Source organism: Micromonospora sp. WMMD735, from assembly GCF_049178995.1.
Taxonomy (GTDB): Bacteria; Actinomycetota; Actinomycetes; order Mycobacteriales; family Micromonosporaceae; genus Micromonospora; species Micromonospora wenchangensis.
Genome location: NZ_JBMHMJ010000002.1, coordinates 3639480 through 3653287, shown reverse-complemented (window position 1 = coordinate 3653287; position 13808 = coordinate 3639480). Strand labels below are relative to the sequence as shown.

Sequence of the window (13808 nt, the reverse complement as noted above, 5' to 3'; positions counted from 1 at the left end):
CGGGAACCGGCCGGAGGGGGAGAACGGCCCCGGCGACGAGGGGTCGGCCGGTGCGCAGGGCGCGGTCGTCCCGACCCCGGGCGAGGTGGCGCTCGGTCCGGCGGGCCGGGGTCGGCGTGGCCGGGGGCGGGTGCCGGTGCCGGCCTGAGAAACACCCCACGGGTGCCCGCACCGGGTGGGGGCGCGCTCCGGAACCCGTGCCGGGGAAGGGGCACGGGTTCCGGTTCGTACGGAACGGGGGCGGGGTGGCGACGGCGACGTGGTCACCCCGCCGTACGACTAGGCTGGCCGGCCGGAGGTGGTGACGGGTGGGGCGACGCACAGCGACGGCGGACACGGTCGGGCTGCTGGCCGGGTACGCGCTGGACAGCCTGCTCGGCGATCCTCGGCGTTGGCATCCGGTGGCCGGCTTCGGCCGGGCCGCCGGTGTCCTGGAACGGCGGGTCTACCGCGCCGACCGCCGGGCGGGAGCGTTGTTCACCGCCGTCGCGGTGGGCGGGCCGGTGCTGCTCGGGGCAGCGGTCAGCCGGGCCACCCGGCGACACCCGGTGGCCCGCGCCCTGGCCGTGGCCGCCGGCACCTGGACGGTGCTCGGCGGGCGGACCCTGCGCCACGAGGCGACGGTGATGGGCGCGGCCCTGCGTGCCGGTGACCTGCCGGCCGCCCGGCACCGGCTCGGGCACCTCTGCGGCCGGGACCCGTCCCGGCTCGACGAGGGCGAGCTGGCCCGCGCCACCGTCGAGTCGGTGGCCGAGAACACCTCCGACGCGGTCGTCGCGCCGCTGGTCTGGGGCGCGCTCGCCGGGCTGCCCGGCCTGCTCGGCTACCGGGCGGCCAACACCCTCGACGCGATGGTCGGGCACCGCTCACCGCGCTACGCCCGGTTCGGCACCCCGGCCGCCCGCCTCGACGACCTGCTCAACCTGATGCCGGCCCGACTGACCGGACTGCTCACCGTGGCCGCCGCGCCCACCGTGCACGGCGACCGGGAACGGGCCTGGCAGGTCTGGCGTCGGGACCGCAACGACCACCCCAGCCCCAACGCCGGGCAGTGCGAGGCGGCGATGGCCGGTGCGCTGGGCGTCCGGCTCGGCGGCCGCAACGTCTACTTCGGGCGGTCCGAGGTACGGCCGTTCCTCGGCGACGGCCCACGCCCCGAGGCACGGCACCTCAAGCGGGCCGCCCGGCTCTCCGGCACGGTCGGGCTGGCCGCCCTCGCGCTGGCTGCCGCCTGGCCGACGACCGGGGGCCGGCTGGTCGCCGCCGGTGGCGCGCTGTGCGGTCGCCCACTGCGTCGGCTCACCGGATGGTCGGCAGCGGCGGCCGGGCGCGGTCGGGCCGCCGGGGTACGGCGGCCGGCGTGGGCGTCCGGGCCCGCCGGGGCCCTCCGCGTACCGGCCGTCGCCGGAGTCGGTGAGCGGGGGCGCGGGCGGTGAGCGGCGGGCTGCTCGTCGCAGGGACCACCTCCGACGCGGGCAAGAGCGTGCTCACCGCCGGCATCTGCCGGTGGCTGCACCGGGCCGGCGTCGCCGTGGCCCCGTTCAAGGCGCAGAACATGTCCAACAACTCCGCCGTGGTGGTCGGCCCGGACGGGCGGGGCGGCGAGATCGGGCGGGCCCAGGCGATGCAGGCCGCCGCCTGCGGGCTCGTTCCCGACCTGCGGTTCAACCCGGTGCTGCTCAAGCCCGGCAGCGACCTGGCCAGTCAGGTGGTGCTGCTCGGCGAGGCCGTCGACACGGTCACCGCCGGCAACTTCCGCACCCTGCGTCCGAAGCTCGCCGAGACGGCGTACGCGGCCCTGGCCGAGCTGCGGACGACCTACGACGTGGTGATCTGCGAGGGCGCGGGCAGCCCCGCCGAGATCAACCTGCGGGCCGGCGACTACGTCAACATGGGGCTCGCCCGGCACGCCGGTCTGCCCACGATCGTGGTCGGCGACATCGACCGGGGCGGCGTGTTCGCCTCGATGTTCGGCACGGTGGCCCTGCTCGACCCCGCCGACCAGGCGCTGGTCGCCGGCTTCGTGATCAACAAGTTCCGGGGTGACCTCGGCCTGCTCCGTCCCGGGCTCGACATGCTGCACCGGGTGACCGGCCGGCCCACCTACGGGGTGCTGCCCTGGCACCTCGACCTGTGGCTCGACGCGGAGGACTCGCTCGCCTACGGCCGGGTGCTCGGCCGGCCCGCCGCCCCGCACGGCACCGACTGGCTCGACGTCGCCGTGGTCCGACTGCCCCGGATCAGCAACGCCACCGACGTGGAGGCCCTCGCCACCGAACCGGGCGTGCGGGTCCGGCTCACCGTCGAGCCGGCCGAGCTGGCCGCCGCCGACCTGGTCGTCCTGCCCGGCTCGAAGTCCACCGTCGCCGACCTGGCCTGGCTGCGCGAGACCGGGCTCGCCGAGGCGGTCACCGCGCACGCCGCCGCCGGCCGGCCGCTGCTGGGCATCTGCGGCGGCTTCCAGATGCTGGCGACCGCCATCCACGATCCGGTGGAGAGCCGCCGGGGCAGCGTCCCCGGGCTGGGGCTGCTCCCCATCGAGATCACCTTCGACCCGGTCAAGACCGTCCGCCCCGCCGTCGGCACCGCCGCGCCGGACGTCCCGGTACGCGGCTACGAGATCCACCACGGGTACGTCTCCACCGCCGACGCGGACCTGCCGCCGCTGCTGCACCACGCCGACGGCCGGCCCGAGGGTGCGCGGCTCGGCGCGGTGCACGGCACCCACTGGCACGGCGCGTTCGAGTCCGACGAGTTCCGCCGCCGGTTCCTGACCGAGGTGGCCCGGTCGGCCGGCCGGCACGGCTTCACCGTCGCACCGGGCACCAGCTTCGACGCCGTCCGCGAGCGCTCCCTCGACCTGCTCGGCGACCTGGTCGAGGAGCACCTCGACACCGCCGCGCTGTGGCGGCTCATCGAGAGCGGCGCTCCCGCCGACCTGCCGTTCATCCCACCCGGCGCACCACCGGCGACCTGACCCTCCCGCCCGCCCCGGCCGGACACCCGGTCAGTGCCAGCCCCGGCCGGACACCCGGTCGATGCCCGCACCGGTTGGGCACCCGGTCAGTGCCAGCCCCGGCCGGACACCCGGTCAGTGCCCGCCCCGGCCGGACACCGGCCCCGTGCCCGCGTCGGCCGGGCAGATGGTCGGGGGCCGGGCAGATTGGTCGGGCCATCGTCGTGCCGGGCCCGGTCGTCAGCGGCGCACGTCGGCGGGCTGGTCGGACAGCGGCAACCCGGCCTCCAGCCACGCCTGCACGCCGCCGGTCATGTCGGTGGCGTTGCGCAGGCCCAACGCCTGCAGGCTCGCCGCCGCCAGGCTGGAGCTGAACCCGTGCCGGCAGACCACCACGATCTCCCGGTCGTAGCCGGTCGCCTCGGGGATGCTCCACTCGCTGGCCGGGTCCAGCCGCCACTCCAGCACCGTCCGGTCGATGACGACCGCGCCGGGCAGGTCCCCCTGCTCCCGGCGTTGCCCCTCGGTACGCGTGTCGACCAGCAGCGCACCCGCCCGTACCGCCTCGACCGTCTGGTGAGGACTCAACCGGCGCAGCCCGGCCCGGGCCTGTTCCAGCAGAGCGTCCACGCCGGGACTCATCACGTCATTGAGCACGTCCAGATCATGCCCCGGCACCCACCGCGTCGCCCGACGAACCTCACTCCCCACGGCGGAACCAGGCTCACGGGGGACACCCACTAGCGTCACCTGTGTGACGGTGGCCCTGGTCGAGGCGTACGCGACGCTGGCCCGGCGGGTGCTCGCCGGGCCGGCGCGGTTGGGGCGTACCCGACTGGTGGCCGTCGACGGGCCCAGCGGCGCGGGCAAGAGCGTCTTCACCGCGCGCCTCGCGGACGCCCTGGCCGGCCTGCCCGACGGCGGACGGCCACCGGTGGTGCACACCGACGACCTGCTCGACGGCTGGGACGACCAGTTCACCTTCTGGACCCGGCTGGAGGAACGGGTGCTCACCCCACTGCGGGACGGGCGACCGGGCTGCTACCGACGGTACAGCTGGGTACGCCGGGCGTTCCTGCCCCGCGAGGTGCCGGTGCCGGTCGCGCCGGTGCTGCTGCTGGAGGGGGTGAGCGCCGCGCGGGCGGCGATCCGTCCGGAGCTGACCCTGTCGGTGCAGGTCACCGCCCCGGGTCCGGTGCGGTTGCGGCGCGCGCTGGACCGCGACGGCGCGCACCTGCTGGCGGAGCTGCGGCGCTGGCACGCGGGGGAGGAGGCCCACTTCGCCGCCGACCGGACCGCCGACGCCGTCGACCTGGTGGTCGACGGCGCGCCGACCCTGCCGCACGACCCGGACCACTACTACGTCCGCCGCCCGGCACCCGCCGGTGCTCCCGGCCCGGCCGTCGGGCCGGCGGCTGCGGCCGGTCGCCGGTCCGGCCCGACCGCGGGTTCCGGCTCGCCGGGTGGCTCGCGGTAAGGCCGGCATACGATGCCGGTCATGACCTCACCGATCATGTCCGAGTCCGAGGTGCGGGCCGCCGTCGCGCGGGAACTGCCCGGGGTCCGTGCCGACCTGGAACGTCTCGTCCGCATCCCCGGCATCGCGTTCGAGGGGTTCGACCACTCGCACGTCGAGCGCTCCGCCGAGGCGGTCGCCGAGTTGCTGCGCGGCTGCGGTCTCGACGTGCGGATCGTGCGGTCGGGCGGTCAGCCCGCCGTGATCGGGACGAGGGCCGCCCCGCCCGGCGCACCCACCGTGCTCATGTACGCCCACCACGACGTGCAGCCCGTCGGCGACCTGTCGCTGTGGGAGTCCGAGCCGTTCGAGCCGGTCGAGCGGGACGGCCGTCTCTACGGGCGCGGCGCGGCCGACGACAAGGCCGGCATCATGGCGCACGTCGCCGCCCTGCGCGCCTTCGGCGACCGGCTCCCGGTCGGCGTGGTGCTGTTCATCGAGGGCGAGGAGGAGTACGGCTCGGACTCGCTGGAGCGGCTGCTCGCCGAGCACCGCGAGGAGATCGCCTCGGACGTCATCGTGATCGCCGACTCCACCAACTGGGACGTGGGCGTGCCGGCCCTGACCACCTCGCTGCGCGGCGTGGTCAACCTGTTCGTCGAGCTACGCACCCTGGACCACGCGGTGCACAGCGGCATGTTCGGCGGGGCCGTGCCGGACGCGTTGACCGCGCTGGTCCGCCTGCTGGCGACCCTGCACGACGACGCCGGGGACGTGGCCGTCGAGGGCCTGACCGGCCGGGCGGGGGCCGAAGTCGACTACCCGGAGGACCGGTTCCGGGCCGAGGCCGGGCTGGTCGAGGGGGTCGCGCTGATCGGCACCGGCCGGATCACCGAGCGGCTCTGGACCCGGCCGGCGGTGGCGGTGCTCGGCATCGACGCGCCGGCCACCGGCGAGGCGCCCAACGCGCTGGTCCCGGCGGCGAAGGCCAAGCTGAGCGTACGGCTGGCGCCGGGCGACGACCCCAAGCGGGCGTACGACGCGGTGCGTACCCACCTGGAACGGCACGCGCCGTGGGGTGCCCGGGTGACGGTGACCCTGGAGCACGACGGCGACCCGTGTGTCATCGACGCGTCGGGGCCGATGTTCGACGCCGCCCGCGCCGCCTTCCGGGTCGCCTGGGACGGCACCGAGCCGGTGGACATCGGCGTCGGGGGTTCGATCCCGTTCATCGCCACCTTCCAGGAGATGTTCCCGCAGGCGGCGATCCTGGTGACCGGGGTGGAGGACCCGCACGCGCGGGCACACGGCCCCAACGAGAGCCTGCACCTCGGCGAGTTCGCCCGGGTCTGCCTGGCCGAGGCGTTGCTGCTGGCGAACGTGGCCGGGCAGGGGCGACGGGCCGGTTAGGTCGCGGAACCATAACGTCGGGGTCGATGTCGCGGTTTGCGGCGTGTCGTACGCGCACCTGGTATAGCCTTTCGAACATGCGTACGAACGACGTGATGACGCGGCTGGAAGCCGCCGTGAGCGCTCTGGGGGACGTCGACGTCTCCGCGTGGCCCGAGGACACGCTCAAGGAACAGCTCGGCGAGCTCTCGGCCGTGCTGGTCGCCCTGGACGGCGTGCTGTCCCGGGTCGCCGACGGCGTCCGCGCCCGTGGGCTGCGCATAGAGGAACCCGTCTCGGTCTGAGCCGTGGTCCGGGTGGTCACACCCGGTGCCACTGGGGAGGACGGCCGGATCGGGACGGCCCGGGTACGGCAATACCCGGGCGATGTCGGGGGTGGCTGGCAGGATGAGGTGCGTGCGGTTCCTCGACCTGGCAGCCACCTCCGCGGCCGTCGCGGCCACCACCGGCCGGCGGGCCAAGGTGGAGCTGCTGGCCGGCGCGCTGCGGGCGCTCGACCTGTCCGAGGTGTCGGTCGGCTCCGGCTACCTCGCCGGTGAGCTGCGTCAGCGGCAGACCGGTGTGGGCTGGGCCAGTCTGCGCGACCTGCCGCCGCCTGCCGCCGAGCCGACCCTGACCGTGACCGCCGTCGACGCGGCGATCGACGAGATCGCCGCCGTGCACGGACCGGGTTCCCAGGCCCGCCGCCGGCACCTGCTCGCCGCCCTCCTCGGTGCCGCCACCGTCGACGAGCAGCGGTTGCTGGTCGCACTCTTCCGTGGCGAGCTGCGTCAGGGTGCCCAGGCGGGCCTGCTCGCCGACGCCATCGCCAAGGCCGCCGAGGTCCCCGTGACGGCGGTCCGCCGTGCCCTGCTGCTCGCCGGTGACCTGCGGGCCGTCGCGCTGGCCGCCCGCACCGGCGGGGCCGCCGCGCTGGCCGGGTTCGGGCTCCAGGTGGGCCGTCCGCTCGCGCCGATGCTGGCCCAGAGCGCGCCCTCGGTCGACGCCGCGCTCCAGGCGACCGGGGTGCCGGCCGTGGTCGACGTCAAACTCGACGGCATCCGCATCCAGGTGCACCGCTCCGGCGACGACGTCGCGGTCTTCACCCGCAGCCTCGACGAGATCACCGCCCGGCTGCCCGGGGTGGTCGCCGCCGTACGCGCCCTGCCGGTCCGCGACGTGGTGCTCGACGGCGAGGCGATCGGGCTGGACACCGCCGGCCGCCCGCTGCCGTTCCCGCAGACCTCCAGCCGGGCGGCCCGGCGGGCCACCGCCACCGGGGTCACCTCCGCCAGCGGTGCGGCCGACGTGGCCCCGCTGGCCGAGGCGACCGCGCTCACGCCGTACTTCTTCGACCTGCTGCACCTCGACGGCGACGACCTGATCGACCTGCCGGGCCGGCAGCGGTGGGCCCGGCTCGCCGATGTGGTCGACGGGTCGCTGCTGGTCGGCCGGGCCGAGGTGGCCGACCCCGAGCAGGCCGGCGCGGTGTTCGCCGCCGCGCTCGACGCCGGTCAGGAGGGGGTGGTGATCAAGTCGCCGGACGCGCCCTACGACGCCGGTCGACGGGGCACCGCCTGGGTCAAGGTCAAGCCCCGGCACACCCTCGACCTGGTCGTGCTGGCGGTCGAGTGGGGCAGCGGCCGGCGGGAGGGGTGGCTGTCCAACCTCCACCTTGGTGCCCGGGACCCGCGTACCGGCGAGTTCGTGATGCTCGGCAAGACCTTCAAGGGCCTCACCGACGACCTGCTGCGCTGGCAGACCGAACGCTTCCTCGGGCTGGCCGTGGAGCGCGGGGACTGGGTGGTGCGGGTCCGCCCCGAGCAGGTGGTCGAGATCGCCTTCGACGGGGTGCTCGCGAGCACCCGCTATCCGGGCGGGGTGGCGCTCCGGTTCGCCCGGGTGCTGCGCTACCGCGACGACAAGTCGGCCGCCGAGGCGGACACCATCGACACGGTCCGGGCGCTGCACGCCGGGCGACCGACCGACCGACTGAGCCACCCCGGCGGGACGATCGTTCAGAGCGTGGACAGCGAACGGGCGTAGTTGACCTGGTTGTTGATCTGCTGCACCTGCCCCTGGTCGACCACCGGGATACGGGCCACGTACTGGTGGCCGCCGCTGGTCACCGTCACCTGCACCATGCCGTGGTACCGGGTCTCCTTGATCAGCAGGAAGAGCAGGCTGAAGATGGTGAGGCAGAAGAAGCCGAGGATGGCGCAGACGATCGCCCAACTGGCGATCTTCTCCTCCCGCTGCCAGTGGTCGGTGACGTACCAGGTGGCGCCGGCCAGGGGCAGCACCCCCGTCGGGGTGTGGATGACCGGCGGACTCACCATGATCTCGCCGATCTGCACCGCCGCCGGCTGCTGACCACCCGCGATCCCCGGCGTCGGGGTGAACTGCGGCGGGTACGGTCCCGGCTGGCCCACCGGCGCGGCGTACGGATCGACCCCGGCCGGTGCCGAGAACCCCGCCGGCGGCGTCGAGAACGGCACCGGTGGTGCGGAGAACTGCGCGGGCGGTGCGGAGAACTGGGCCGGCGGTGCCGGGTACGGCCCGGTGGTCGACGGGGTGGAGGGGTCGACCGGTACCGCCGGGGGAGGCGTGGTCGGGAACGGGGCCGTGGGGGGCGTCTGCTGCGTCGGTGCCGGGGGGAACACCGCCGGGGTCGCCGGGAAGGCCGCCGGGGGCGCGGGGAACGCCGTCGACGCCGGTGGCACGTCCGGCGACGGGGCCCAGGGATCGTAGGCGGGGCTCGCCTGCGTGGGCGGACCGGACGGCGTGGGCGGACCGGACGGGGCTGGCGGACCGGACGGGTACGACGGATCGGACGGGTACGACGGGGCGGGGTCGGCGGTCACCGCGACACCTCACGCGCGTTGGACATCCTGCGGACCATACAGCGTCCGACGTCGCCCCGCGTCCCGGCGTTCACCCGGCCCGGAGCGCGCCGGTCCGCCGGGGGCCCGCCGGAGGCCCGCCGGGTGCCGCTACCGCCAGCCCGGAACAGCACCGTGAGCCGCCGCTCGGCCCCGATGGGTTCGAGTCCGTCGTGCAGGCCGGGCAGGTGCCTGTCGTGGGCCCTGTCGAGGTGATGACGACAGCGAGTCACGGCCGAGCGGGAGTGGTGGGCCGAGCCCGCGCGGTCCCGGCAGCACCGGTTGATGCCGTGACGTCATCAGCTCGAAAGGACGCGCACCCATGGTGCGACGCCGCCCGGTGCGCGCCCGCGACGCCCGCACCAGCTCGCCGCCCCGGGGGTACCGGGCCGGTGGGGCGGCGCGGACGGGCCAGCCGGGCGGGCCAGGGCAGGCCGCCGGGCGGGCCAGGGCGGGCCGGGCGGGCCAGGGCGGGCCGGGCGGCCAGGGCAGGCCGGGCGGTCAGGCGGAGGGGGCCGGTTCGGCGGCCCGGTCCACGGGCGGCTTCGGCGCGTCCAGGCCGGCGGCCCGTCGGGCCTCCCGCCGGGCCACCCAGCCGTAGCCGAAGAGCGTCATCGCGGCGAACAACCACCACTGGACGACGTAGCCGAAGTTCTGCCAGTTGTTCGTGTGCCCGATCGGCACCGCCCGGAACGCCGGGTCGTTCGCCGGGGTCTGCTCGTCGAGCAGCAGGTACGCCCCGTGCAGCGGGTACGGCAGTTCCCGGGCCAGCTTGTCCACGGTCACCCGACGGGTCTCCAACCGGCCGTCGCGCCGGTCCACGCCGTTGCCGCCGCTCTCGGTGGGGTGCACCCGGCCGACGACGGTCACCTGACCGGTCGGCAGTGCCGGCACCTCGGGCATGGCCAGCGCGCCGCCGGGTGCCGGGGGGACCCAGCCCCGGTCGACCAGCACGGCCGTGCCGTCGTCGAGGACCAGCGGGACGAGCACCTCGAAGCCGACCCTGCTCTCCACCGTCCGGCCCCGGACCAGGATGACGTTCGTGGCGTCGTACCGGCCGGTGGCGGTGACCCGGCTCCACTCGGCCTGCGCGGCGGGGGCCGCACCGACGGTGCCCGCGCCGCCGGTGGGGGCCGGCAGCGTCGAGCGCAGCGGCGCGGGGGTGCCGGCGGTGCCGGCGTCGATCCGCTCGTTGACGGCGGTACGTTCCCGGTAGCGGTCCAGCTGCCAGTTGCCGAGCAGCACCATGACGGCGGCGGCGACCAGGGTCAGCGCGAGGATGCCCAGCCAGCGTGGGGTCAGCAGGAACCGGTACACAGCACGAGGCTACCCGTATGACCGACGCCACCCTGCGCGACGGCCCGGCACCGGCCCGTACGGTGTGCGGATCGGCGGTCTCCACCTGTCGCCGGGGGCGGGTATGGTCACGCCTGCGGATCGCCGCCGGTGTTCCTCCCGGCCGTCCGCGAGCCACCGCCCGTCGCCACCGAGGAGTCGATGATGACCGCCGTGCCGCGCCTCGTGTTCAGCGCGCCGTCCTCCGGTCACGGCACCAACGCGCTGTCCGTCGGTCTGCTCGCCGCGCTCGCCGACCGGGGGCTCGACGTCGCCGGGTTCAAGGTCGGCCCGGACCACGTCGACGCCGCCTACCTCGGCCTGGCCGCCGGCCGTCCCGGCCGTACCCTCGACCCTCGGCTGATCGGTGGCGACCGGCTCGGGCCCCTCTTCGCGTACGGCGCGCAGGGTGCCGCGTTGGCTCTGGTCCAGGGCACCATGGGGCTGTACGACTCGGTCGGGGGCCGCCCCGAGGCGGAGTCCACGGCCGCCGTGGCGACCGCGCTGCGCAGCCCCGTCGTGCTGGTGATCGACGTGGCGGCGATGGGCCAGTCGGTGGCCGCACTGGTGCACGGCTTCCGTTCGTACGACGAGCAGCTCTGGTTGGGCGGGGTGATCCTCACCCAGGTCGCCTCCGGCCGGCACGAGGCCATGCTCCGGGAGGCGCTCGACGACGTCGGGATGCCCGTCTACGGCGCGTTGCGCCGGCACGAACTGCCCCCGGTGCTGCCCGCCCGCCGGCACGGCGTGACGCCGGTCCTCGGCCGCGACGCCGAGGCGGCCCGGGCGGTGCGTCGGCTCGGCGAGGCGGTCGCCGGGACGGTCGACCTGGAACGCCTGCTCGGGTTGGCCCGTTCCGCCCCGGCGCTGTCCGTCCCGGCCTGGTCGCCGGTGTCCGACGCCCCGGTGTCCGACGCCCCGGTGGTGGCGCTCGCCGGTGGCCCCGGCGGCAGCTACAGCCACCCGGAGACCGCCGAGCTGCTGCGGGCCGCCGGGGCCCAGGTGGTCACCGTCGACCCGCTGCGCGACGAGGCGCTGCCCGCCGGCACCCGCGCGCTGGTCGTCGGGGGCGCGCTGCCCGAGTCGTACGCGCGGGACCTGTCGGCCAACCGGCGGTTGTGCATCGCGGTGGCCGAGCTGGCCCGCACCGGCCGTCCGGTGATCGCCGAGGGCACCGGCCTGCTGTGGCTGGCCCGGGAGCTGGACGGGCTGCCGATGTGCGGGGTGCTGGACGCGATCGGCGCGAGCCGGGACGGCCTGGTGGTCGGTTACCGGGAGGCGACCGCCCTGTCCGACAGCGCGGTCGCCCGTACCGGTGCGACGGTGGTGGGCTACAAGCAGCACGGCGCGGTGCTCACCCCCCGGGCCGGGCAGCGGGCCGCCTGGGGTTGGGAGGGCGGCACGCCCGAGGGCTTCGTCTGGCGGGGGGTGCACGCCTCCCAGCTCGGCCTGCACTGGGCGGCGTACCCCGAGATCGCGACCCGGTTGGTGACGGCGGCGGCGCTGCCCTCGCCGGTCGAGGGCGTCGCCGCGCCGGCCTGACCGGCCCTGTTGCCTGACCGGCCCGGCAGCCACCGGCCCGCCTCAGCCGACGATGGCGTCCGACGGTGGGGTGAACTGGCGGATCGGGGTGCCCTTGAGGCCGTCGCGCAGGGTCTGGGCGACGGCGTTGACCGGGACCTGGGACTGCCCGTCACCGACGGCGTTGAACGGGTTGTCCGGGTCGGCGATGAAGCTCGCCGCCGCCAGCTCCGGGGTGTAGCCGACGAACCAGGCCGACCGGGTGCTGTCCGTGGTGCCGGTCTTGCCGGCGACCGGGCGGCCCACGGTGCGACGCACGCTGTCCGCCGTCGACCAGCCGCCGCAGCTTCCCTTGGCCGGGGTGTCGCCGGTGGGGCAGCGGGCGGCGTCGGTGGCGGCGCGGGCGGCGTCGGCGTTGACCACCTGCCGGCACCGGGGCTTGGCGACCTCCCGTTCGATGCCACCGGCGGTCCGGTAGGTGGCCGGGGTCCCGTCCCGGTTGGTGATCGAGTTGACCGGCATCGCCTCGCAGTACCGCCCGTCGGCGGCGATCGCGGCGTAGGCGTTGGCCATCTCCAGCGGGGTGGCGTCGGAGACGCCCAGGGTGAACGCGCCCCACTTCTTCGCCTTCGCGGGTGACGCCTGCTCCTTGTCGACGTCGGTACGCCAGCGCAGGCCCAACTGTTCCGCGAGGTGCACCCCCCGGTCCGCGCCGATCTTCTCCTCCAGTTGGACGAAGTAGGTGTTCACCGACTTGCCGAACCCGGACCACATGGTCTGCCGGCCGGTCATCGCCCCGCTGGCGTTGGACGGGGACCACCCGTCGTAGACGGCCGAGCGGTACCGGTACGGCGAGTCGAACGCGGTGGACAGCGGCATCCCGGCGTCCAGGGCGGCCAGCATCGGGAACATCTTGAACGTCGAGCCCGCCTGGTAGCCCGGGAGGGTGCCGCCGCCGAGCAGCGGGGCGACCGTGTTCGGGTAGTTCGCCTTGGTCTTCGGGTCGGCCTCGGGGTTGGAGCTGGGGCCGTTCTCGCCGACGTCGAGCGAGTACGTGCGGTTCACCGCCATCGCCTTGATCCGTCCGGTGCCCGGTTCGGCGACCACGATCCCGTTGGCGAAGGGGCTGCTGACGCCTTCCTTGGCGCGGACGTTCTTCTCGGCGGCGGCCTGGACCCTCGGGTCGAGGCTGAGCACGATCCGGTAGCCGCCCCGGCGCAGCTTGTCCATCCGTTCCAGCCGGTTCTCCCCGAACGCGGGCTGCGCGCTCCACCAGTTCTTCACGTAGTCGCAGGCGAAGCCCCAGGCGTTGTACGCGCCGGGGATCGCGGCGCAGTCGTTGGCGGGGGTGGTGGGCCGGGTCCGGATGGGTTCGCTCTTGGCCACCGCCGCGGCGTCCGGGGACAGGTAGCCGAGCTGGGTCATCTTGTCGAGCACGTAGTTGCGCCGGCCGGTGGCCTCCTTCTGGTCGGAGCTGAGCGGGTCGTACTCGGAGGGGGACTTGACCAGGCCGGCGAGGGTGGCGGCCTCGACCGGGGTGAGCGTGGCCGGGGTCTTGGAGAAGAAGATCTGCGCGGCGGCGTAGATGCCGTACGCCCGGTGGCCGAAGTACGCCGAGTTGAGGTAGCGCTCCAGGATCTGGTCCTTGGTCAACTCCTTCTCGATGTCCAGCGCCATCCGCATCTCCTTGACCTTGCGCAGGCTAGTCTGCTGGATGGCCTCCTGGACCTCCTGCGGCGTCTGCGCGCTGTCCCGCAGCGCCATCCGGACGTACTGCATCGTCAGGGTGGAGGCGCCCTGGGAGACGCCGCTGGAGCGGGTGTTGGCCACGAAGGCGCGGGCGACGCCCTTCGGGTCGACGCCCCGGTGCTGGTAGAAGCGGTTGTCTTCGGCGGCGACGATGGCCTGCTGGATGTTCGGCGACATGTCCGACAACTTGGTGTACTGCCGGTACTCCTCGTAGAACATCGTCAGGATCGTCTTGCCGTCTGGCGCGTAGAGGTAGGACGTCTCGGCGGGCAGGGCGGTGCGCAGGATGTTCGTCTTGTGCTCCACGGCGTGCGCGGTGGCCTTGGCACCCAGGCCGGTCACGGCGGCCAGCGGGTACGCCACGGCGGCGAGGACGATGCCGGCGATCAGCCCGGCACGCAGGAGAGGGACGGAACGACCAACGGCAGCAAGGGGTCGATTGCTCACCTGGTCAAGTTATGACATTTCCGATTCGTACATGAGAAGAATTCATGAACGCTCGGGCGTTCCCCGGCCGGGA

The 13808-nt window shown here is 74.9% G+C and carries 10 protein-coding genes and 1 pseudogene; 7 read left to right on the top strand and 4 right to left on the bottom strand.

What is annotated here, in order from left to right:
* Window positions 1-308: 308 nt before the first annotated feature.
* Together ACN268_RS15440 and ACN268_RS15435 are read left to right on the top strand one after the other, a co-directional pair.
* Entirely contained in the window at window positions 309-1436 is a 1128-nt protein-coding gene (locus ACN268_RS15440; protein ID WP_421483792.1) for a cobalamin biosynthesis protein, read from the top strand.
* Complete coding sequence (locus ACN268_RS15435; RefSeq protein WP_421483791.1) at window positions 1433-2977, top strand: cobyric acid synthase; 1545 nt, start codon at window positions 1433-1435, stop codon at window positions 2975-2977. The genes ACN268_RS15440 and ACN268_RS15435 overlap by 4 nt, the downstream gene beginning before the upstream one ends.
* Window positions 2978-3196: 219 nt before the next feature.
* On the opposite strand, the gene ACN268_RS15430 is transcribed toward ACN268_RS15435, so the two are convergent.
* Window positions 3197-3598: a rhodanese-like domain-containing protein gene (locus ACN268_RS15430; RefSeq protein WP_421483790.1), complete on the bottom strand. Its 402-nt coding sequence runs from the start codon at window positions 3596-3598 to the stop codon at window positions 3197-3199.
* Here ACN268_RS15430 and ACN268_RS15425 point away from each other — a divergent pair.
* The 4 genes and pseudogenes from ACN268_RS15425 to ACN268_RS15410 form a co-directional block, all read left to right on the top strand.
* Window positions 3533-4340: pseudogene (locus ACN268_RS15425) on the top strand (uridine kinase family protein); the annotation flags it as partial. The gene ACN268_RS15430 and the pseudogene ACN268_RS15425 overlap by 66 nt on opposite strands.
* 129 nt (window positions 4341-4469) lie before the next feature.
* Window positions 4470-5822: a dipeptidase gene (locus ACN268_RS15420; protein ID WP_421486906.1), complete on the top strand. Its 1353-nt coding sequence runs from the start codon at window positions 4470-4472 to the stop codon at window positions 5820-5822.
* A gap of 77 nt (window positions 5823-5899) precedes the next feature.
* Entirely contained in the window at window positions 5900-6106 is a 207-nt protein-coding gene (locus ACN268_RS15415; RefSeq protein WP_088646578.1) for a hypothetical protein, read from the top strand.
* Window positions 6107-6209: 103 nt separating this feature from the next.
* Complete coding sequence (locus ACN268_RS15410; RefSeq protein WP_421483789.1) at window positions 6210-7847, top strand: ATP-dependent DNA ligase; 1638 nt, start codon at window positions 6210-6212, stop codon at window positions 7845-7847.
* Here ACN268_RS15410 and ACN268_RS15405 read toward each other — a convergent pair.
* Together ACN268_RS15405 and ACN268_RS15400 are read right to left on the bottom strand one after the other, a co-directional pair.
* Window positions 7820-8665, bottom strand: coding sequence for a hypothetical protein (locus tag ACN268_RS15405; RefSeq protein ID WP_421483788.1), 846 nt, complete (start codon window positions 8663-8665; stop codon window positions 7820-7822). The genes ACN268_RS15410 and ACN268_RS15405 overlap by 28 nt on opposite strands.
* 519 nt (window positions 8666-9184) lie before the next feature.
* A complete protein-coding gene (locus ACN268_RS15400; RefSeq protein ID WP_421483787.1) occupies window positions 9185-10000 on the bottom strand; it encodes an SURF1 family protein in 816 nt (271 codons plus the stop codon).
* Window positions 10001-10129: 129 nt separating this feature from the next.
* On the opposite strand from ACN268_RS15400, the gene ACN268_RS15395 reads away from it, so the two are divergent.
* The gene (locus ACN268_RS15395) at window positions 10130-11560 is read left to right on the top strand and encodes a cobyrinate a,c-diamide synthase (RefSeq protein WP_421483786.1); all 1431 of its coding nucleotides are present in this window, start codon (window positions 10130-10132) and stop codon (window positions 11558-11560) included.
* Between the two features lie 42 nt (window positions 11561-11602).
* On the opposite strand, the gene ACN268_RS15390 is transcribed toward ACN268_RS15395, so the two are convergent.
* The gene (locus tag ACN268_RS15390; protein WP_421483785.1) at window positions 11603-13735 is read right to left on the bottom strand and encodes a transglycosylase domain-containing protein; all 2133 of its coding nucleotides are present in this window, start codon (window positions 13733-13735) and stop codon (window positions 11603-11605) included.
* Window positions 13736-13808: the final 73 nt, after the last annotated feature.

Coding starts and splice junctions, on each gene's coding strand:
- ACN268_RS15420 (WP_421486906.1), top strand. CDS start 4,470: ATGTCCGAGTCCGAGGTGCGGGCCGCCGTCGCGCGGGAACTGCCCGGG.
- ACN268_RS15430 (WP_421483790.1), bottom strand. CDS start 3,598: ATGAGTCCCGGCGTGGACGCTCTGCTGGAACAGGCCCGGGCCGGGCTG.
- ACN268_RS15415 (WP_088646578.1), top strand. CDS start 5,900: ATGCGTACGAACGACGTGATGACGCGGCTGGAAGCCGCCGTGAGCGCT.
- ACN268_RS15410 (WP_421483789.1), top strand. CDS start 6,210: ATGAGGTGCGTGCGGTTCCTCGACCTGGCAGCCACCTCCGCGGCCGTC.